At 71.8% G+C, this 20734-nt stretch carries 19 protein-coding genes; 15 read left to right on the forward strand and 4 right to left on the reverse strand.

Going from position 1 to position 20734, the window contains the following annotated elements:
- Positions 1 to 20 precede the first annotated feature (20 nt).
- The 4 genes from OG574_RS32735 to OG574_RS32750 all read left to right on the forward strand — a co-directional run bounded on the left by OG574_RS32735 (position 21) and on the right by OG574_RS32750 (position 5446).
- Positions 21 to 1370 carry an NYN domain-containing protein gene (locus OG574_RS32735; protein WP_100592169.1) on the forward strand — a complete coding sequence of 450 codons (1350 nt, stop codon included), beginning with the start codon at positions 21 to 23 and terminating at the stop codon, positions 1368 to 1370.
- Positions 1371 to 1686: 316 nt separating this feature from the next.
- Entirely contained in the window at positions 1687 to 2718 is a 1032-nt protein-coding gene (locus OG574_RS32740; RefSeq protein ID WP_100592584.1) for a C40 family peptidase, read from the forward strand.
- 424 nt (positions 2719 to 3142) lie between these two features.
- Positions 3143 to 4186 (forward strand): C40 family peptidase, encoded by a 1044-nt coding sequence (locus tag OG574_RS32745; protein ID WP_326776142.1) that lies wholly within the window; start codon positions 3143 to 3145, stop codon positions 4184 to 4186.
- A 51-nt stretch (positions 4187 to 4237) separates the two neighbouring features.
- The gene (locus tag OG574_RS32750) at positions 4238 to 5446 is read left to right on the forward strand and encodes a hypothetical protein (RefSeq protein ID WP_326776143.1); all 1209 of its coding nucleotides are present in this window, start codon (positions 4238 to 4240) and stop codon (positions 5444 to 5446) included.
- Between the two features lie 13 nt (positions 5447 to 5459).
- On the opposite strand, the gene OG574_RS32755 is transcribed toward OG574_RS32750, so the two are convergent.
- On the reverse strand, positions 5460 to 6698 hold the full coding sequence (locus OG574_RS32755; RefSeq protein ID WP_326776144.1) for a glycosyltransferase family 87 protein: 1239 nt from the start codon (positions 6696 to 6698) through the stop codon (positions 5460 to 5462).
- A 78-nt stretch (positions 6699 to 6776) separates the two neighbouring features.
- On the opposite strand from OG574_RS32755, the gene OG574_RS32760 reads away from it, so the two are divergent.
- Positions 6777 to 7919, forward strand: a complete 1143-nt coding sequence (locus tag OG574_RS32760; protein ID WP_326776145.1) for a glycosyltransferase family 4 protein — start codon at positions 6777 to 6779, stop codon at positions 7917 to 7919.
- 93 nt (positions 7920 to 8012) lie between these two features.
- On the opposite strand, the gene OG574_RS32765 is transcribed toward OG574_RS32760, so the two are convergent.
- Positions 8013 to 9809: an AMP-dependent synthetase/ligase gene (locus OG574_RS32765; protein ID WP_326776146.1), complete on the reverse strand. Its 1797-nt coding sequence runs from the start codon at positions 9807 to 9809 to the stop codon at positions 8013 to 8015.
- A gap of 309 nt (positions 9810 to 10118) precedes the next feature.
- On the opposite strand from OG574_RS32765, the gene OG574_RS32770 reads away from it, so the two are divergent.
- The 6 genes from OG574_RS32770 (at position 10119) to OG574_RS32795 (ending at position 15068) form a co-directional block, all read left to right on the forward strand.
- Positions 10119 to 10880: a metallophosphoesterase family protein gene (locus OG574_RS32770; RefSeq protein WP_326776147.1), complete on the forward strand. Its 762-nt coding sequence runs from the start codon at positions 10119 to 10121 to the stop codon at positions 10878 to 10880.
- Positions 10881 to 10960: 80 nt separating this feature from the next.
- Positions 10961 to 11395, forward strand: a complete 435-nt coding sequence (locus tag OG574_RS32775; protein WP_100592176.1) for an SRPBCC family protein — start codon at positions 10961 to 10963, stop codon at positions 11393 to 11395.
- Between the two features lie 85 nt (positions 11396 to 11480).
- The gene (locus OG574_RS32780) at positions 11481 to 12647 is read left to right on the forward strand and encodes an ArsA family ATPase (protein ID WP_326776148.1); all 1167 of its coding nucleotides are present in this window, start codon (positions 11481 to 11483) and stop codon (positions 12645 to 12647) included.
- Positions 12648 to 12735: 88 nt separating this feature from the next.
- A complete protein-coding gene (locus tag OG574_RS32785; protein WP_326776149.1) occupies positions 12736 to 13227 on the forward strand; it encodes a DUF5304 domain-containing protein in 492 nt (163 codons plus the stop codon).
- A 53-nt stretch (positions 13228 to 13280) separates the two neighbouring features.
- Entirely contained in the window at positions 13281 to 14234 is a 954-nt protein-coding gene (locus OG574_RS32790; protein ID WP_100592179.1) for an ROK family glucokinase, read from the forward strand.
- Positions 14235 to 14309: 75 nt separating this feature from the next.
- Positions 14310 to 15068 (forward strand): endonuclease/exonuclease/phosphatase family protein, encoded by a 759-nt coding sequence (locus OG574_RS32795; protein WP_326776150.1) that lies wholly within the window; start codon positions 14310 to 14312, stop codon positions 15066 to 15068.
- Between the two features lie 6 nt (positions 15069 to 15074).
- Here the strand turns inward: OG574_RS32795 and OG574_RS32800 are convergent, their stop codons facing one another.
- Together OG574_RS32800 and OG574_RS32805 are read right to left on the reverse strand one after the other, a co-directional pair.
- The gene (locus OG574_RS32800; RefSeq protein WP_398374380.1) at positions 15075 to 15767 is read right to left on the reverse strand and encodes a hypothetical protein; all 693 of its coding nucleotides are present in this window, start codon (positions 15765 to 15767) and stop codon (positions 15075 to 15077) included.
- Positions 15760 to 16539, reverse strand: coding sequence for an alpha/beta hydrolase (locus OG574_RS32805; RefSeq protein ID WP_100592181.1), 780 nt, complete (start codon positions 16537 to 16539; stop codon positions 15760 to 15762). Before OG574_RS32805 ends, OG574_RS32800 begins: the two co-directional genes overlap by 8 nt.
- Before the next feature lie 164 nt (positions 16540 to 16703).
- On the opposite strand from OG574_RS32805, the gene OG574_RS32810 reads away from it, so the two are divergent.
- The 4 genes from OG574_RS32810 to OG574_RS32825 all read left to right on the forward strand — a co-directional run bounded on the left by OG574_RS32810 (position 16704) and on the right by OG574_RS32825 (position 20639).
- Complete coding sequence (locus OG574_RS32810) at positions 16704 to 17480, forward strand: lysophospholipid acyltransferase family protein (protein WP_326778708.1); 777 nt, start codon at positions 16704 to 16706, stop codon at positions 17478 to 17480.
- A 57-nt stretch (positions 17481 to 17537) separates the two neighbouring features.
- Positions 17538 to 18767 (forward strand): MacS family sensor histidine kinase, encoded by a 1230-nt coding sequence (gene macS / locus OG574_RS32815; RefSeq protein ID WP_100592183.1) that lies wholly within the window; start codon positions 17538 to 17540, stop codon positions 18765 to 18767.
- Positions 18764 to 19459, forward strand: a complete 696-nt coding sequence (locus OG574_RS32820; protein WP_100592184.1) for a response regulator — start codon at positions 18764 to 18766, stop codon at positions 19457 to 19459. The genes macS and OG574_RS32820 overlap by 4 nt, the downstream gene beginning before the upstream one ends.
- A gap of 151 nt (positions 19460 to 19610) precedes the next feature.
- Positions 19611 to 20639 (forward strand): 6-phosphofructokinase, encoded by a 1029-nt coding sequence (locus OG574_RS32825; RefSeq protein WP_326776151.1) that lies wholly within the window; start codon positions 19611 to 19613, stop codon positions 20637 to 20639.
- Positions 20640 to 20734: the final 95 nt, after the last annotated feature.

Here is a 20734-nt window from a genome sequence, read left to right on the forward strand (position 1 = left end):
TTCGGACATTGGGGTGACGGATGGTGGAGAGCGCAGGCGGAGAGGCCGGGGACGGCGCCGCTGAGGTGCTCGACCGGCCGTTGCCCGAAGGTGTGCGGCGCCGGGTCGTGCAGATCGTCTCGGACGGTTTCGGCGGGCTGACGGTCGCCGAACTGCCGCCCCAGTTGCGGCAGTATGCGCGCTTCACCCCGACTCGGCGTGCCAAGTTCGCCGGCAATGCGATGGCCGCCGCTCTCGAGGGCGACACCCTCTTCCGCCAGCGCATCGGCGAACGTCTCAGAGAGGCCCAGCCGGAGCTCGCCGGCGCCCTGGACTCCGGGGCGCCGCCGCCCGCCGCCGACCCCCTCGACGTGGCCGCCGCGGCCTATGTGCTGCGGCCCACCGGCTGGGTGAAGCTCGTCGCGGCCGCCGGCGAGGAGGCCGTGCGGGCCGACGCCGAGCGCGCCGACGAGGAGGCGCGGGCCGAGCTGGAGCGGCTGCGCGCCGAGGTCGGGGCCGCCCGCGACCAGACCAGGTCCGAGACCGAACGGCTGCGCACGGAGCTGGAGTCGGCGAAGAAGGAGGCCGACTCCCTCCACCGCAAGCTGCGCAGCGCGCTCAGTGACGTCAAGCGCGGCGAGGCGGCCGTGCGCAAGATCCACGGCGAGACCGAGGCCGTGCGGGCCGAGATGCAGGCACAGCTGTCCGCCGCCGACAGCGAGACGCGGCGGCTCAAGGCGCGGCTCGGCGAGACGGAGGCGGCGCTCGAGGCCTCCCGCAAGGCGGCGCGCGAGGGCCGCAGCGTCGAGGACATGCGCGTACGGCTGCTGCTCGACACCGTCCTGGAGTCCGCGCAGGGGCTGCGCCGCGAGCTGGCGCTGCCGCCCGTGTCCGTGCGCCCCGCCGAGACCGTGGACGCCGTCGAGCCCGGGCGGATGTCGCCCAAGGACATCGCGGCCCGCGCCCTGTCCGAGCACGACCCCGCCATCCTGGACCAGTTGCTCGCCCTGCCGCAGGCCCATCTCGTGGTCGACGGCTACAACGTCACCAAGACCGGCTATCCGACGATGCCGCTGGAGAAGCAGCGGCTGAGGCTGCTCGGCTCGCTCTCCCAGCTCGCCGCGCAGACCGGCGCCGAGGTCACCTGTGTCTTCGACGGGGCCGAACTCGCCGCGCCCGTACTGCTCGCGCCGCCGCGCGGGGTGCGCGTGCTCTTCTCGAAGGCGGGTGTCACCGCCGACGAGCTGATCCGTCAGCTGGTGCGCGCCGAGCCCTCCGGACGGCCCGTGGTGGTCGTCTCCACGGACCGCGAGGTGGCCGACGGGGTCGCCAAGTCGGGTGCGCGTCCCGTCGCCTCCGTGATGCTTCTGAAGCGTCTCTCGCGCGGCTGACCGACCGCCGCGCAGTTCCGGCCCTTCGCCACATAGGCAACGTAGGTCTCATACGTAACCTCTGGGCCTGATGCCCGAATTGGCGGAACGTTTACGCAACGTAGTGTCAAACGAGCATTACCGCACGTGAGTTGAGTGTAAAGAATGCGCTCGGTGACCGACTTTTTTCTCGTCAGGATTTGAACTGATCACAAGAAGGTCACTAAGGTCTGGCCTCGAACCTCCGCTCGGGTGATCGCTCATCGGGAGTGACGGCAGAGGGTCACCGCCCACCGGCGTGTCGGTAGGCGGCTGGAGGAAGAAGGAGCTCGCCTTCGTGGCGTCCCACCGTCGACCCAAGCAGCCGAGCCGCACCCGTGTGACCGTGCTCACCGCAACCGCCGCCGCAGCCGTGGCCCTCACGTCGCAGGCCGCGCAGGCCGCGCCGAAGCCGAGCAAGAGCGAGGTCAAGGCCAAGGTCGACAAGCTCTACGAAGAGGCGGAGAAGGCCACCGACAAGTACAACGGGGCCAAGGAGAAGCAGAAGAAGCTCGAGAAGGAGATCGGCGACCTCCAGGACAAGGTCGCCCGCGGCCAGGAGGATCTCAACGAGATGCGCACCGGCCTCGGTTCGATGGCCAGCGCCCAGTACCGCTCCGGCGGCATCGACCCCTCCGTCCAGCTCTTCCTCTCCGCCGACCCGGACGACTTCCTGGACAAGGCCTCCACGCTCGACCAGCTCACCGGTCAGCAGGTCGAGGGCCTGAAGAAGATCCAGGAGAAGCAGCGTTCGCTGGCGCAGGAGCGCCAGGAAGCCGCCGACAAGCTCAAGGACCTCGCCGACACCCGCACGGAACTCGGCAAGAAGAAGCAGCAGGTCCAGAGCAAGCTCAGCGCCGCGCAGAAGCTCCTCAACACCCTCACCGCCGCCGAGCGGCAGAAGATGGCCGCCGACGACGCCCGCGCGAGCCGCTCCGCCGGCGCCCGCGTCGACCTCGGCAACGAGGTCCCGGCCTCCAAGCGCGGCGCCGCCGCCCTGAGCGCCGCCGCCACCCAGCTCGGCAAGCCGTACGTCTCCGGCGGCACGGGCCCCAACTCCTACGACTGCTCCGGGCTCACCCAGTGGTCGTACGGACAGGCCGGTGTGGGCATAACCCGGACCACGTACACGCAGCAGAACGACGGCACGAAGATCGGCATGAGCCAGCTCAAGCCGGGCGACCTGGTCTTCTTCAACAACCTCGCGCACGTGGGCCTGTACGCCGGCAACGGCCAGGTGCTGCACGCCCCGCACCCCGGTGCCGTCGTCCGCTACGAGTCGATGAGCACCGTCGGTTCCTTCCAGTTCGGCGTCCGCCTCTCCGGCTGAGGACCCGGCCCGGATCCGCCGGGCGAGTGCCACGCGAATACGCGCCCGTTCGGGCGAATATCGGCAGCTCCCACTGACTTTGCGCCCCGGCGTCGACCTGCATCGATGCCGGGGCGTCGGCATTTCCGGGCATCGCCGTCCACTGCGCTGCGTGATAGCTTCCGCGCTGTCCGTCAGCGAGAGCTGGCGTATCTACCGCCGGACGGGCGGGAAGTGACGCCTGTGGAGGCTCCCGGAAGACCGGAATCCAGATTTCGGCAGGGGCCTGTGAAGCAGGAACCCGCCGGAAGCGGGCCCGCGACGTGGGCTCGCAGGCCGGAGCCGGGCCTGTGCCGGGCGGACGTCAATGTCGCCCCGCATTCCGGAGTCCTGTCGCCCCTTGGGGTGGTGGGGGCGGGGGGACGGGAAAGGAGAGCGGCAACCCGTGGGGTCCCATCGCCGTCCCGCGCAGTCCGGCCTCGACCGGAGCGCGCGCGGCTCCACTGTGTACGTCCTGTCGGCCGTGGCGGCCACCGCCGCCGCCGGGCTCACCGCCGCCCCCGCGGGCGCCGCGCCACAGGACCGCCCGTCCGGCACCCGGGCCGAGGTCGACCGCCTCCTCGAACAGGCCGAGCAGGCCACCGAGGCGTTCAACAAGGCCGACGAGCGAGCCGACAAGCTCCGCGACGAACTGGGGGACCTTCAGGACAGCGTCGCCCGCGGGCAGGAGCGCATCAACACCATGCGCGGCGCCCTCGGTTCGCTCGCCGGCGCCCAGTACCGCTCGGGCGGCATCGACCCCGCCCTCGCCCTGCTCCTGTCGTCGGACCCCGACGGCTATCTCGACAAGGCGTCCGTCCTCAACCGCGTCACCGCCCGCCAGGCCGGCGAACTCACCGAACTGCAGCGGGCGCAGCGCGACCTGTCCCAGGAACGCGCCGAGGCCACCCGCAAGCTCGTCGACCTGGAGCGCTCCCGCAAGGCCGTCGCCCGGCACAAGCGGACCGTCGAGGACAAGCTCGCCAAGGCCCGCCGCCTGCTCGACTCCCTGCCCGCCTCGCAGCGTGAGGCCTACGAGCGCGCCTCGCGCGGTGGCGAACGCGACGGCGTCCCCGACCTGTCGGGCGCGGGCGTCCCGTCGTCCGGCCGGGCCGCCGCGGCGGTCGCCGCCGCGATGTCCGCGGTCGGCAAGCCGTACGTGTGGGGCGCCAACGGGCCCACCGGGTTCGACTGTTCGGGCCTGATGCAGTGGTCGTACGCGCGCGCGGGTGTCGGCCTCCCGCGCACCTCGCAGGCCCAGCGGTACGCGGGACGGCAGGTCCCCCTCTCCGAGGCGCGGCCGGGCGACCTCGTCGCCTACCGCTCGGACGCCAGCCACATCGGGATGTATGTGGGCAACGGCCAGGTCATCCACGCCCCCTATCCCGGCGCGCCCGTGCGATACGACCCGGTGGGCATGATGCCCGTGTCGTCCGTGACGCGGGTCTGAGCGGTCGCGGCAGGTGGGGCCCGGCGCGGGAGGCGCCGTACGATCGGGAGGATGTCTGGTCGTGGGCGTGGTGCGGGTGGAGCGGGGGCGTGCGTCGCCCTGCTGTCCGTGGCCGCCCTGCTCGCCGGGCTCGTCGGCTGCGGCGGGGGCGCGGCGCAGGACACGGTCCGGGGCGATGTGCAGCACACCCTCGACCGCAGGGCCGATGCCGTTCTCGTCCGGGATCCGGCCGCGTACCGGGCCACCGGCAGCGCGGACGCCGCGGTTCTGACGAACCTCGCCGACGTCCCGTTGTCCTCCTGGACGTACCGGCTCACCCGCCTGGACCGCTCGGGCAGCCACGCCACCGCAAGCGCGGAACTGCGCTACCGGATCGAGGGCTACGACAGCGCCCCCGTCGTCTCCGCGCGCTCCCTCGAGCTCGAACTGCGCGAGGGACGCTGGTACGTGACCTCCGACCGGCCCGCGCCGAAGGCCGGCGAGCAGCTCTGGGAACAGGGCAGGGTCGTCGTCGAGAGGGGAGCGCACAGTCTCGTCCTCGGCGTCGGCAGGTCCCACGGCGCGCTGCGCGACTACGCGGACCTCGCCGACGAGGCCGTGCCCGCCGTGAGCGACGCCTGGGGGACCGGCTGGGCCCAGCGGGTCGTCGTCCTCGTCCCGAAGTCCCTGGACGGCATGGGCGCGCTGCTCGGGACCCCCGCTGCCGGGTACCGGGGGATCGCCGCGGTGACCACCGGCGAGGCGGGCGCGCCGGGGCGGACGCCGGCCGACCGGATCATCGTGAACCCCGACGCCTACGGCGTGCTCGGCTCCTTCGGCAAGCAGGTCGTCCTCACGCACGAGACGACCCATGTCGCCAGCCGCGCGGCGACGTCGGGGGCCACTCCACTGTGGCTGTCCGAGGGGTACGCGGACTGGGTCGGCTACCGCGGCACCGGACGCTCCGCGGGGCAGGCCGCGCCGGAACTGCAGCGCGCGGTGCGGCTCGGCCGGCTGCCGGCCGCGCTCCCCACCGACCCCGACTTCGGGTTCACCGGCGACGCGGGGCGGCTCGCGCAGGCGTACGAGGGCGGGTGGCTGGCCTGCCGGATGATCGCCGACCGCTGGGGCGAGGCGAAGCTGAACGACTTCTATCGCGCGGTGGGGAAGCACAAGCGGCGGACCGGGGCGGTCGAGGAGGCGATGGCGAGCGTGCTCGGGACGACGGAGGAGAAGTTCACGGCGGAGTGGCGGGACTATCTGAGCGCACAGCTGGGCTGACCGACGAGCGGACCTATGACGCCAGCAGGGTCTCGTCGCGGGTCGGCTGTGGCGACGGCGGCTGTTCGCTCAGGTGCGGCTCCGTGACCGTCTGTCGCCACAGGCGCCGTGCGGCGGTCAGTGACGCGGTGACCAGCAGGCCGTTGCGTACGAGGATCAGGGCGAGGCCGAGTTCGTCGCCGCCCACGACGTGTGCGAACCCGAGCGGGAACTCCAGGAACGTCACGAGGGACGCCGCCAGGACCAGGCAGGCGGGCGGCGTCATCCGGCTCGCGGAGAACAGCGTCGACACCGCGGCCAGGCCGGTCAGCCACAGCATGTACTGAGGGCTGATCACCCGGCTCGTCGTCGTGAACAGCAGCACCGCTACGAACGCCGCGTCCGCGAGCGTGCCCGGCGCCCAGGCCCGCGCCCGCAGCCGCCACATCAGGAGCCAGCCGAACGCGAGCAGCGTCAGCCCTTGTGCGACCACGCTCACGACGTCCACGTAGGGGCCGAGGAACTCCATCGAGCCGTAGTGCAGCCCGACATAACCCGGCCAGCCGAACTGCCGCGCCACATGGAACACCAGCGCGCCGAGCGACTCGACCTCCGTGCCGCGGTCGCGCTGGGAGGTGACGAAGTCGAGCGCGCCCGGCATCGCCGCCGAGAAGGCGACGACCAGGGCGCCGGCCGTGAGGGCCGCGCTGCCCCAGGAGACCCGCGTGACGCGCCCGCGGCGGGTCCCGAGCAGCAGGAGCACGGGCCACACCTTCAGCAGCGCGCCGAGCCCCGTGAGCACCCCCATGACGCGCGGATGCCGGGCCCCGGCCAGCAGCGCCGCCACCGCGACCGCAGTGACCATGACGTCGTAGCGCGCATACGCGGTCGGACCGAGCAGTGGCACGCCCGCCACCCACACCCACGCCCCGCGCCACGACCTGCCGGGCCGCCCGCCCGCGTACACGAGGAGTCCGAAGGTGAGCGCGTCGGCGACGAGGGCGAGCACGAAGAACGCGGTGGCGTAGGACAGGAACGGCAGGAGGCCGGGGGAGAGGATCGCGCCCGCGGCGGCGGGCGGGTACTGCCAGGTGACGTCGTCCAGCGGGAACGTGCCCGTGCGCAGGACCCCGTACCAGTTGCGGTAGATGACGGAGACGTCGGTCGTCACGTCCGGCCCCGGGACCGTGATCACCTTCAGGACGCACAGGAGGAGCAGCGCCCGGGTCGCGGCCCACACCAGCGCCGCACGGACCGGGATTCTCGGCATCATTCGGGCCATGATGCCCGGCAGAACTGTGCAGGGGCCATGAAGCACGACCCACCGGCGCGTTAGGTACTGTCGGCGACGATGCACAAGACCCTGATCGTGACCAACGACTTCCCGCCCAGGCCCGGTGGCATCCAGGCCTTCCTGCACAACATGGCGCTCCGCCTGGACCCCGAGCAGCTCGTCGTCTACGCGTCCACCTGGAAGCGCACCCGCGAGGGCGTCGAGGCGACTGCCGCCTTCGACGCCGAGCAGCCCTTCACCGTCGTCCGCGACCGTACGACGATGCTGCTGCCCACGCCCCGCGTCACCCGGCGCGCGGTGGGCCTGCTCCGGGAGCACGGCTGTACGTCGGTGTGGTTCGGCGCGGCCGCCCCGCTCGGCCTGATGGCACCGGCGCTGCGCAAGGCCGGCGCCCAGCGCCTGGTGGCCACCACACACGGGCACGAGGCCGGCTGGGCGCAACTGCCCGCGTCCCGCCAACTCCTGCGCCGCATCGGTGAGTCGACGGACACGATCACGTATCTCGGCGAGTACACGCGGTCGCGGATCGCCGCCGCGCTGACGCCCGCCGCGGCGGGGCGGATGGTGCAGCTGCCGCCGGGCGTGGACGAGAAGACGTTCCACCCCGGCTCCGGCGGCGACCTCGTGCGGGCGCGGCTCGGACTGACGGACCGGCCCGTCGTCGTGTGCGTCTCGCGGCTCGTGCCGCGCAAGGGGCAGGACACGCTGATCCTCGCGATGCCGCGGATCCTGGCGGCCGTCCCGGACGCGGTACTGCTCGTCGTGGGCGGTGGCCCGTACGAGAAGGAGCTGCGCAAGCTCGCCGCGGAGACGGGTGTCACCGACTCGGTGCGCTTCACGGGGGCCGTGCCGTGGTCGGAGCTGCCCGCGCACTACGGGGCGGGCGACGTGTTCGCCATGCCGTGCCGGACCCGGCGCGGCGGCCTCGACGTCGAGGGCCTCGGCATCGTCTACCTGGAGGCGTCGGCTACGGGCCTGCCGGTCGTGGCGGGCGACTCCGGCGGGGCGCCGGACGCGGTGCTCGACGGGGAGACGGGCTGGGTCGTCAGGGGAGGTTCGGCGGAGGAGTCCGCGGACCGGATCGTGGCGCTGCTCGGCGACGCGGAGTTGCGGCGGCGCATGGGGGAGCGGGGGCGTGAGTGGGTCGAGGAGCGGTGGCGGTGGGATCTGCTGGCGGAGAAGCTGCGCGGACTGCTGTAACGCCGAACGCCGAACGCCGGACGGGCTGGATGAATCATCCAGCCCGTCCGGCGTTCGAGGACAAGGGACGCGGGGGCGGAGCCCTCGCAGAGCTCAGCCCTGGTAAAGCGCCTCGATTTCGTCCGCGTAGTCCTTCGCCACTACGTTGCGCTTCAGTTTGAGGGACGGCGTCAGGTGGCCCGACTCCTCCGTGAACTGGGTCGGCAGGATACGGAACTTGCGGACCGACTCCGCCTTGGAGACCGCCGCGTTGCCGTCGTCCACGGCCGCCTGGATCGCCGCGAGGAGATCCGCGTCGTCCCGCAGCGACACCGCCGTCGAGTCGGCCGGCTTGCCGTGCTCGGCGGCCCAGCGGCCGAGGAACTCGTCGTCGACCGTGACGAGCGCGCCGACGAAGGGGCGCCCGTCACCGACGACCATGCACTCGGCGACCAGGGCGTGCGCACGGATGCGGTCCTCGATGACGGCCGGGGCGACGTTCTTGCCGCCCGCCGTCACGATGATCTCCTTCTTGCGGCCGGTGATCCGGAGGTAGCCGTCCTCGTCGAGCGTGCCGATGTCGCCCGTGTGGAACCAGCCGTCGGCCAGCGCCTCCCCGGTCGCGGCCTCGTTGTTCCAGTAGCCCGAGAACAGGTGCTCGCCGTGCAGCAGCACCTCGCCGTCGTCGGCGATCCGGACCACGGAGCCGGGCAGCGGCTGGCCGACCGTGCCGATCTTCTGCCGGTCCCACGGGTTGAAGGCCGTGGCGGCGCAGGACTCGGTCAGGCCGTAGCCCTCCAGGACCGTGAAGCCGATGCCGCGGAAGAAGTGGCCGAGGCGCTCGCCGAGCGGAGCGCCGCCGGAGATCGCGTACTCGCCGCGGCCGCCGAGGACGGCGCGCAGCTTCGAGTAGACGAGCTTGTCGAACGTCTTGTACTTCAGCTTCAGACCGATGGACGGGCCCTTGGGGGTGTCCAGGGCGCGGCTGTACTCGATGGCCGTGTCGGCCGCCTTGTCGAAGATCTTGCCCTTGCCGTCGGCCTGCGCCTTGGCGCGCGCCGAGTTGTAGACCTTCTCGAAGACGCGCGGCACACCCAGGATCAACGTCGGCCGGAACGCGGCCAGTTCATCCGTGAGGTGCTTGATGTCGGGGGCGTGGCCCAGCTTGATCGGGGCCATCAGCGAGGCGACCTCGACCAGGCGGCCGAAGACGTGCGCGACGGGCAGGAAGAGCAGCACCGAGCACTCGCCCGTACGGAACAGGGGCTTGAGACGCTCGACCACGTTCCCGCACTCGGCGAAGAAGCTGCGGTGCGTGAGGACACAGCCCTTGGGGCGGCCCGTGGTGCCCGAGGTGTAGACGATCGTTGCCGGGTCGTCGGCCTTCGCGACCGCGCTGCGCTCGTCGACGGTCACGTCGGAGACATCGGCGCCCGCGCGGTCCAGTTCCTGGACACCGCCGGCGTCGATCTGCCAGACGTGGGTGAGGCCGGGGAGGCCGTCGCGCACGGACTCGACGGTGGCCGCGTGCGCGGCGCTCTCGACCACGCAGGCCACGGCGCCGGAGTCGCCGAGGATCCACTGGATCTGCTCGGCGGAGCTGGTCTCGTACACCGGGACGGTGATCGCGCCGGCGCTCCAGATCGCGAAGTCGAGGAGCGTCCACTCGTAACGGGTACGGGACATCAGGCCGACCCGGTCGCCCGGCTGCACGCCGGAGGCGATCAGGCCCTTGGCGGCGGACCGCACCTCCGCGAGGAAGGTGGTGGCAGTGACGTCCTGCCAGGTGCCGTTCACCTTGCGGGCGATGACGGCGACGTCGGGGTGCTGCGCGGCGTTTCTGCGGACTATGTCGGTCAGGTTGCCGTCCGCAGGGACCTCGTACAGGGCCGGAAGGCTGAACTCGCGCAAGACTGCTGCTCCTCATAGGGCACCGGCGCCACGGCATTGTGTGAGTCGACGATGCGGTCCAAGATCGGGCAGGTGCTCAGCTGCTGAAGCAGTGGTAGCCCCAGTGGTTGAAATGCTGAGCACTACTGGACTGCCCGGACGTTACCCACCGGTACTGCTCTTCCGGTAGGGGGTCCAGGCCAGATGTTCGCTGCGTCACACGCCGTGTAACTGCTCCGCCGACCCTAGTCCACCGAATCGGCCAATAGGAAGTAACCGCAGGTCCGGCCCCCTCTACCCACGATTCCCACACAGTTCTAGGGTGATCGCATGCGCGTACATGTGGTCAGCGATGTGCACGGAAACTCCACAGACCTCGCCCGGGCGGGAGACGGGGCGGACGCTCTCGTCTGCCTCGGTGACCTGGTGCTCTTCCTCGACTACGCAGATCATTCGCGCGGCATCTTCCCCGATCTGTTCGGTGTGGAGAACGCGCACCGCATCGTCGAGCTGCGCACCGCCCGCCGCTTCGAGGAGGCACGCGCGTTCGGAGCCGGGCTCTGGGCCGGGATCGATCGCGGGACCGCCATCGAGACGGCGGTCCGCAAGCAGTACGCCGAGCTCTTCGCGGCGTTGCCCACACCGACGTACGCCACCTACGGCAACGTCGACATCCCGCACCTGTGGTCCGAGTACGCCGGACCAGGCACGACCGTCCTCGACGGCGAGCGCGTCGAGATCGGCGGCCTCGTCTTCGGCTTCGTCGGCGGCGGACTGCGCAGCGCCATGCGTACCCCGTACGAGATCAGCGACGAGGAGTACGCCGCCAAGCTCGAGGCCGTCGGGGAGGTCGACGTGCTGTGCACCCACATCCCGCCGGACGTCCCCGAACTCGTCTACGACACCGTCGCCCGCCGCTTCGAGCGCGGCAGCCGCGCCCTCCTGGAGGCGATCCGGCGCACCCGACCCCGGTACTCCCTGTTCGGCCACGTTCACCAGCCGCTCGCCCGCCGTATGCGGATCGGGGCGACGGAGTGCGTCAATGTCGGCCACTTCGCCGGTTCGGGCAGGCCCTGGGCCCTGGAGTGGTGACAGGGCCGGCGCCGGTGCGCGGTAGCCTTCACGCGATACACACCACCCCTCAGCGGACCGCATCTGGAGGAGCCACCGCGATGGCGGAACACACCAGCTCGAGCATCACGATCGAGGCGGCACCGGCCGATGTCATGGGGGTGATCGCCGACTTCGCCCGCTACCCCGACTGGACGGGAGAGGTGAAGGAGGCCGAGGTCCTCGCCAAGGACGGCGCGGGCCGCGCCGAGCAGGTGCGACTCGTCATGGACGCCGGAGCGATCAAGGACGACCAGACCCTGGCCTACACCTGGACCGGGGACAACGAGGTCTCCTGGACCCTGGTCAAGTCCCAGATGCTGCGTTCCCTCGACGGCACGTACCTCCTCAAGCCGGCCGGCACGGGCACCGAGGTCACCTACCGCCTCACGGTCGACGTCAAGATCCCCATGCTCGGCATGATCAAGCGCAAGGCCGAGAAGGTCATCATCGACCGCGCCCTCGCCGGCCTGAAGAAGCGCGTGGAGACGAAGTAGCTTCCACCACCCGCGTCCGGCGGCCCGCCGTCTCCGTCCGGCGGCCTGCCGGGGGCGACCTGCGCCCCAGGTAGCCTCAGACCCCATGCGCACCGTTCTGGTAACCGGCCCCGGCGGCTCCGGCCGGACCACCGCCGCCGCGGCCACGGCCCTCTCCGCCGCCCGCCGCGGAGCCCGCACCCTCGTGCTCTCGGCGGACCCCACGGACACCCTCGGCGCCGCCCTCGCCACCCCTACGAGCGCGGCGCCGACGTCCGTCGAACCCGGTCTCACCGCGATACGTCTCGCCCCGGCGGACCGCTTCCGCGAGGACCTCGCCGGCCTCCAGGAAAAGGCCGCGTCCGCCCTCGACCTCCTGGGCGCCACCCGGCTCGACGCCGAGGAGTTCACCCCGCTGCCCGGCAGCCACGAACTCGCCCTGCTCCGCGCCCTGCGCGACAGCGCCCACGGTCCCTACGACCTCGTCGTCGTCGACCTTCCCCCGGCGCCGCAAGCTCTCGCCCTGCTCGCCCTGCCGGAACAGCTGCGCCGCTATCTGCGCCGGCTGCTCCCCCCGGAACGGCAGGCCGCCCGCGCCCTGCGCCCCCTCCTCGGCCGCCTCGCCGGCGTCCCCATGCCCGCGGAGTGGCTGTACGAGACGGCGGACCGCTGGGACACCGAACTCGCCGCCGCCCAGGCCGTGATCGAGGACCCGCACACGACCGTGCGCCTCGTCGCCGAACCCACGCCCGCCGCGGCCGACGCCCTGCTCACCACGACCACCGGCCTCGCCCTGCACGGCCTGCGCGCCGACGCGCTGCTCGCCTCCCGCCTGCTCCCCGACGGCTCCACCGACCCGTGGCTCACCGACGCCGCCGCCCGCCAGCGCAAGGTCGTCGCCGCCTGGCAGGGCACGTACGCCGTGCATGAACTGCCGCATCTGGGCCGTGACCCGCGCGGCGCCGACGACCTGGCCGCGCTCGGCGCACCGCCGGTTTCGCCCGCGCCGCCCGCCATCGCCTGGCCCGTCGAGGACCGCATCGCCGACGAGGGCGTCCTCGTGTGGCACCTGCCGCTGCCCGGCGCCGTCCGGGAGGACCTCGGTCTGGTGCGGCGCGGCGACGAACTCGTCGTCACCACCGGACCGCTCCGCCGCATCGTCGCCCTGCCGTCGGCGCTGCGCCGCTGCACCGTCGCCGGCGCCGGCCTGCGCGACGGCGTCCTGCGCATCCGGTTCACCCCCGACCCCGGCCTGTGGCCGCGGGGACGGTGAACCGACTACCGCCGTTCGGGTAACGTCGAAGGTACGCACCCACCTGGTACGCACCCACCCATATACGTTCTCGCAGGAGTCAGCCGTCATGAGCGACGCCACCGAGCAGCCCGCACCCGAGGCCGACGCCGACGCCGACGCCTGGGAGAAGGCGTGCGCCGAGGACCTCGCTGAGGAGAAGGCCCGCCGCCGTGCCCAGCACGGGCCCCCGCCCGGCTCGGCCGCCGAGGAGCTGCGCAAGCTCGTCGACGCCGTCGCCGAAAAGCTGTCGGGGCTCCAGACGCCCCTTCTCGGCGCGGTCGCCCAGGGCACCGCGCAGCAGGTCGTCAGCCAGGTCGTCAAGCAGGCGAAGGCGGCCGTCGAGCCGGTCGTCGAACGCAACCCCGAGGTCTTCGACCACCTCGCCGCCGCGGGCAACGAACTGCTCGCCGCCTACCGCTCCGCCGTGGAGCGCCAGGAGCAGCGCTGGACCCAGCGATCATCGGGCGCCCAGGCCGGACGGGCCTCCGGGGACGACACGGACCCCCGTGACGAGGGCCCCGAGGCGCCTCCGGCAGGCGAGCACATCGACCTCGACTGAGAGCCGCTCGGGTACGGTGGGCCGTAGCGGGGCTCGACCGAACTGAGGGATTCATGGGACTCACCATCGGCGTCGACATCGGCGGCACAAAGATCGCGGCCGGCGTGGTCGACGAGGAAGGCAACATCCTCTCGACGTTCAAGGTGCCGACTCCCAGCACGTCCGAGGCCATCGTTGACGCGATCGCCTCGGCCGTCGAGGGCGCACGGGCAGGACACGAGATCGTCGGCGTGGGCATCGGCGCCGCCGGATACGTCAACCGCCAGCGCTCCACGGTCTACTTCGCGCCCAACATCGACTGGCGCCAGGAACCGCTGAAGGAAGAGGTCGAGAAGCGGGTCGGCCTGCCGGTCGTCGTCGAGAACGACGCGAACGCGGCGGCCTGGGGCGAATACAAGTTCGGCGCGGGCAAGGGCCACCGGAACGTCATCTGCATCACGCTCGGCACCGGCCTCGGCGGCGGCATCATCATCGGCAACAAGCTGCGTCGCGGCCACTTCGGCGTGGCCGCCGAGTTCGGCCACATCCGGATGGTCCCGGACGGCCTCCTGTGCGGCTGCGGCAGCCAGGGCTGCTGGGAGCAGTACGCCTCCGGCCGCGCACTCGTCCGCTACGCCAAGCAGCGCGCCAACGCGACTCCGGAGAACGCGGAGTTCCTGCTCTCCCTGGGCGACGGCACCCCGGACGGCATCGAGGGCAAGCACATCTCCATGGCCGCCCGCCAGGGTGACGCCGTGGCCGTCGACTCGTACCGCGAGCTGGCCCGCTGGGCCGGCGCCGGCCTCGCCGACCTGGCCTCGCTCTTCGACCCGTCCGCGTTCATCGTCGGCGGCGGACTCTCGGACGAGGGCGAGCTCGTCCTCGACCCGATCCGCAAGTCCTACAAGCGCTGGCTGGTCGGCGGCAACTGGCGCCCCGTGGCGGACGTCATCGCGGCCCAGCTCGGCAACAAGGCGGGCATGGTCGGAGCGGCGGACCTGGCACGGGAGCCGGACCCGATCATGTGACACCGGCTGCTTCAGCCACCGGACGCCCGCCGTTTCCCCGGAGAAACGGCGGGCGTTCGTCGTATCTTGATCGTCATGGTCACCGGATCGCTCCCCAACTCCCGCACCGAACCCGACGGTTCGGCCGTCGTCCGGGTGCTCAGCTACAACATCCGCTCGATGCGCGACGACACCGCCGCGCTCGCCCGCGTCATCGCGGCCTGCGCCCCCGACCTGGTCCTGATCCAGGAGGCGCCCCGCTTCTTCCGCTGGCGCAAGAAGCTCGCCCGGCTCGCGGCCGCCTCGGACCTGGTGATCCTCTCGGGCGGCGCGAGTGCGGCGGGCCCGGCGCTGCTCTGCTCCCTGCGCGCCACCGTCGAACGCACCGAGGACGTCCTGCTGCCCCTCACCCCCGGTCTTCACCGGCGCGGCTTCGCGACCGCCGTCGTCCGCTTCGGCGGTGCCAGGATCGGCGTACTGAGCTGCCATCTGAGCCTGCAGAAGGACGAGCGGTACGCGCAGGGCGGGATGCTCCTCGACCGGCTCGCGGCGCTCGGTGTCGATCACGCCGTCGCGGGCGGTGACCTGAACGAACGCCCCAGTGGCCGCACGTTCCGGCGTCTTGCGGAGGCTCTTCAGGACGGCTGGACCACGAAGCCGTGGCTCGGCGAGTACACCTCGACGCCGTCCGACCCGCATCAGCGCATCGACGCGATCCTTGCGACAGAGGGCGTCGAGGTCCTCGGCTGCGGGGTCCCGGTGGGCATGCCGGGGGTGAGCGAGGACGACCTGAGGGCGGCCACAGACCATCTGCCGGTCCTGGCCGCCCTCAGGGTTCCTGCCGCCCGGGGCTGACGCGGGTCAGACGACCGCGCCGCGCCCCGGATCGTCGTCGTCATCGTCGCCCTGCATACGCATCACGAGCGTGCCGAAGCCGCCGAGGAAGCCACCGACGCAGACCGTCGTGAGCCACCACGTCATCTGCCAGCCGAGCAGCACGGCCAGCAGCATCAGGACCGGGCCGCCGATCACGGCAAGCCAGGCGAACTTGGCGGTGACATCTGCCTCGGGCAGCGGCGGGGGCTCCGGGGGCACGAAGTGGCCCTCTTCGTCGGCGTCGCTGTCCGACGGCTCGGACGGCGAGTAGTCGCGGGGGCCGCCGACGCCGGGTGCGAAGGAGACAGAGGAGCCGAGCGGCGTCGCGGGCTTGCCGGCGCCCGGCTCCGAGCTGTTCGTCTCCGAACCGTTCGTCTCGGAGCCGTCCGTATCCAGGTCGGGCAGGGCCAGGTCCTCGATCGGCTTGAACGGCCTGGCGCCCGGCGGGTCCGGCGGCTCCGTGCCGTACCCGGCGACGATGGCGGCCCAGACGGCGTCCTCGTCCACGGGCTCGCCGGCGTCCCCGGCTCCCGCGGCCGCTTCTGCGGGGAGCTGCTGTTCCTTGCCGAGCTGCGCCGGACCGGGCAGCGCCGTGCCCGACGCCGAGGTCTCGGTGGACGCGTCCTCCGGCTCGCGGCTCTCGTCGCCGGCGGGCTCACGTCGGTCCTGCTCAGCCACCGGTGGCCGTCCCTTCCTTACCGACACTGGGCGCGAGCCGGCCGATGAACGCAAAGCTCTCGTCGAAGATCCGGTCCGCGTCATGGTCCAACGTCGCGACGTGGTAGCTCTGTTCCAGCAGGATCTCCTCGACGTCCGTGGACGAGATCCTGCTGAGGACGCGCGCCGAGTCGACGGGCGGCACGACATGGTCCTGGGTGCTGTGCAGAACCACCAACGGCTGTGTCACCTGCGGCAGTTCACGGTCGACGATGCGGAAGAAGTTCCGCAGGGAGTGCGCGGCGTGCAGCGGCACCCGGTCGTACCCGATCTCCGTCGAGCCCTCCTTCGCGATGTCGCTGGCGATCCCCTTCGTCGTGCGCACGAGGTGCCGGGCCACCGGGAGGGCGTGCGCGGCGAGGCCGTGCACCTTGTTCCCCGGGTTCACCAGGACCAGGCCCGCCACCTCGTCCCCGTGCTTGGCCGCGAGCCGCAGCGCGAGGGCGGCGCCCATCGACAGACCGAAGACGAAGACCTGGGAGCACCGGTCCCGCAGCTCGCGCAGGGCGCGGTCCACCTCCGCGTACCAGTCCTGCCAGCCCGTGACCTGCATGTCCTCCCAGCGCGTGCCATGACCGGGCAGCAGGGGGAGCGAGACGGTGAGGCCGCGCTCGGCGAGGTACTCCGCCCAGGGGCGCAGCGACTGGGGGGAACCGGTGAAACCGTGACAGAGGAGGACGCCGACCTCGCCGCCCTCGTGGCGGTACGGCTCGGCTCCAGGAATGACCGGCACCTTCGGTCTCCTGTTCGTGAGAGGGGATTGCCCAGGACTGCGGGGTGTACTTCACCGTACGCGACCGCGCTGACACCGACCAGGGCCGTCGGGCCCCCGGCCTGCGGCGCGGGTTAAGGTCTGATCCACGCACAAGGGAAGGCAGTGGGTTGATCTACGGCGCAATGAAGGTGGCCATCGGAGGGCCGCTGAAGCTCGGCTTCAGGCCCTGGGTGGAGGGCCTCGAGAACATTCCCGCCGAGGGTCCCGCCATCCTGGCCAGCAACCACCTGTCCTTCTCGGACTCCTTCTTCCTCCCGGCGGTGCTCGACCGCAAGGTCACCTTCATCGCGAAGGCCGAGTACTTCACGACACCCGGTGTGAAGGGCAAGCTCACGGCCGCGTTCTTCAAGGGCGTCGGCCAGCTCCCCGTGGACCGCTCCGGTTCCCGCGGCGCGGGAGAGGCCGCCATCAAGAGCGGCATCGAGGTCCTGGAGCGAGGCGAGCTGTTCGGTATCTACCCGGAGGGCACCCGCTCGCCCGATGGTCGCCTGTACCGCGGCAAGCCCGGTGGCCTCGCGCGCGTGGCGCTCGCCACCGGCGCGCCCGTCATCCCGGTCGCGATGATCGACACCGAGAAGATCCAGCCCCCCGGCAAGGTATTGCCCAAGCTGATGCGTCCCGGCATCCGCATCGGCAAGCCCCTCGACTTCGGCCGCTACCAGGGCATGGAGCACGACCGGTTCGTGCTGCGGGCCCTGACCGACGAGGTCATGTACGAGATCATGAAACTCTCCGGCCAGGAGTACGTCGACATGTACGCGACCGCCGCCAAGCGGCAGATCGCGGACGCGGCGAAGGCCGAGGCCAAGGCGGAGAAGGAAGCCAGGGCCGAGAAAGAGGCCGCGGAGAAGGAAGCCAGGGAGAACAAGAGCGGCGGCACGGAACGGCCGGCCTCCTAGCAGCGTCGTCGTTCTGAGAGCGGTCGTTGCGGGAGCGGTGGTTCGGGGGGTGGGTGCGTGGCCAGGCGTGAGCGCGTGATGAGGATGTCCGTCGAGCAGCCGCTGTGGCGCGCGCTGACGGCGTACCGGCTGCTGACGATGCTCTACGCGATCGGCCTCTTCGCCACCGAGCAGGACAGGTTCGTACGCCCCTGGGTGGCGATCGGCTACTTCGCGGTGCTCGTCGTGTGGACCCTGGCCACCCTGCCGCGTGTCGCGAACGCCGCTAGCTGCACCAAGCGCTTCCTCACCGTCGACCTGATCGTCGCGCTCGTCGGCATCCTGCTCACCCCTCTCGCCGTCGGGCACAGCGGGATCGTTGCGGGCGGTCCGACCCTGCCGTCGATCTGGACGGCCGGCGCGGTCCTCGCGTACGCGGTCAAGGGCGGCTGGCGGTGGGCGGCGTTCGCCTCGCTGCTCGTCGGCGTCGCGAACGTGCTGCAGCGCGGCGCCTTCAGCCGCGACACGCTCCACAACGTCCTGCTCGTGTGCATCGCGTCGATCGCCATCGGCTACGTCGTCGAGGTGGCCCGCGCCTCCGAGCGCACCCTCGCCCGGGCCCTGGAGATCGAGGCGGCCACCCGCGAGCGGGAGCGGCTCGCCCGCGACATCCACGACGGAGTGCTCCAGGTCCTCGCCATGGTGCAGCGCCGCGGCACCGCCCTGGGCGGCGAGGCCGCCGAGCTCGGCAGGATGGCCGGCGAGCAGGAGGTGGCCCTGCGGACCCTGGTCGCCGGCGGTCTCGTGCCCGCCTCGCGCGCCTCCGAGGACGCCTCGCAGGGCGCGCTGGTACGGGCCGTGGAGGAGCCGGACGAGCTGCCCGACACCTCGGCGCCGAGCGATCTGAGGTCGCTGCTCGCGCCGCACGCCGGGGCGCGGGTGAGCTTCGCCGAGCCGGGCGCTCCGGTGTTCCTCGCGCCGGTCGCGGCGAAGGAACTCGCGGCGGCTGTCAGCGCCGCCCTGGACAATGTGCGCAGGCACGCGGGGACGGACGCCCGGGCCTGGATCCTCGTCGAGGACGAGCCCGACGCGGTGATCGTGACGGTGCGGGACGACGGACCCGGCATCCCGGAAGGGCGTCTCGCGCAGGCCGAGGGGGAGGGGCGGCTCGGCGTCGCCCAGTCCATCCGCGGCCGGCTGCGGGACATCGGCGGCACCGCCGAGCTGATCTCGGTCCCGGGACAGGGCACCGAGGTCGAACTGAGAGTTCCGAAGGTTTCACGGGGGAAGGCGGGATCGGGAAGATGACCGAGCAGCAGCGGGAAGGCGCCGCCGCAGGCGCGATCAGGGTCATGGTGGTCGACGACCATCCGATGTGGCGCGACGCCGTCGCGAGGGACCTCGCCGAGGCGGGCTTCGACGTGGTGGCCACCGCGGGCGACGGCGAGCAGGCGGTGCGCCGGGCCGGCGCCGCCGCACCCGACGTCCTCGTACTCGACCTGAACCTGCCGAAGAAGCCCGGCGTCCAGGTCTGCAAGGAACTCGTAGGCGCCAACCCCGCCCTGCGCGTCCTCGTCCTGTCGGCGAGCGGGGAACACGCCGATGTCCTGGAGGCGGTGAAGTCCGGCGCCACCGGCTATCTGCTGAAGTCGGCGTCCACCGAGGAGCTGACCGACGCGGTGCGCCGCACGGCGGCAGGCGACCCCGTCTTCACCCCGGGGCTCGCGGGCCTCGTCCTCGGCGAGTACCGCCGTCTGGCCTCCGAGCCCGCGCCCGCCGCGGGCGCCGGCGAGCCCAAGGCCCCGCAGCTCACCGAGCGCGAGACCGAGGTCCTGCGCCTGGTCGCCAAGGGGCTGAGCTACAAGCAGATCGCCGAGCGGCTCGTCATCTCGCACCGCACCGTGCAGAACCATGTGCAGAACACCCTGGGCAAGCTCCAGCTGCACAACCGCGTTGAGCTGGTCCGGTACGCCATCGAGCGCGGCCTCGACGAGGCGTGAGCGCCCCCGTGGTCTCCTGAACGATCACCATACAAAGGTCAACTCCCTCACTCTTCAACGGAATTCACCCTTCGCGTGCTGCCGAAGTGACATGGATCACTATTAGCGTGACCCGTGTCAGCTCACAGTGCTGTGGCGAAGGGACATTTCCATGCGGGTCGGAGTACTGACCGGAGGCGGCGACTGCCCCGGACTCAACGCCGTCATCCGGGGCATCGTCCGCAAGGGCGTGCAGGAGTACGGCTATGACTTCGTCGGCTTCCGGGACGGCTGGCGCGGGCCGGTCGAAGGCGACACCGTAAGGCTCGACATCCCGGCCGTCCGCGGCATCCTGCCCCGCGGCGGCACCATCCTCGGCTCCTCGCGCACCAACCCCCTCAAGGTCGAGAACGGCATCCGCCGCATCAAGGAGACCCTCGCCAAGGAGGAGGTCGAGGCGCTCATCGCGATCGGCGGCGAGGACACCCTCGGCGTCGCCGCGCGCCTCACCGACGAGTACGGCGTGCCCGTCGTCGGCGTGCCGAAGACCATCGACAACGACCTGTCCGCCACCGACTACACCTTCGGCTTCGACACCGCCGTCGGCATCGCGACCGAGGCCATCGACCGGCTGCACACCACCGCCGAGTCCCATATGCGGGTCCTGGTCTGCGAGGTCATGGGCCGCCACGCGGGCTGGATCGCGCTCCACTCCGGCCTCGCGGGCGGCGCCAACGTCATCCTCATCCCCGAGCAGCGCTTCGACGTCGATCAGGTCTGCGCCTGGGTGACCTCCCGCTTCAAGGCCTCGTACGCCCCGATCGTCGTCATCGCCGAGGGCGCCATGCCCAAGGACGGGCAGATGGTCCTCAAGGACGGGACGCTCGACTCCTTCGGGCACGTCCGCCTCTCCGGAGTCGGCGAATGGCTGGCCAAGGAGGTCGAGCGGCGCACCGGCAAGGAGGCGAGGACCACGGTCCTCGGCCACATCCAGCGCGGTGGCACCCCCAGCGCCTTCGACCGCTGGCTCGCCACCCGCTTCGGGCTGCACGCCATCGAGGCCGTGCGCGACCGCGACTTCGGGAAGATGGTCGCGCTGCGCGGCACGGACATCGTCCGGGTGCCGATCGCGGAGGCGACCGCCCGGCTGAAGACCGTCGATCCGGCGCTGTACGAGGAGGCCGGGGTCTTCTTCGGCTGAGGCGCGAGGCCGCGGCTGACGCCCTTAGTGACGCCGGGGGTGGGCGGGGCGAGGTCCTCCCACTCCCGGGTGTCGCGGGGTTACCCGGCCCGTAT

This window comes from Streptomyces sp. NBC_01445 (assembly GCF_035918235.1).
Taxonomy (GTDB): domain Bacteria; phylum Actinomycetota; class Actinomycetes; order Streptomycetales; family Streptomycetaceae; genus Streptomyces.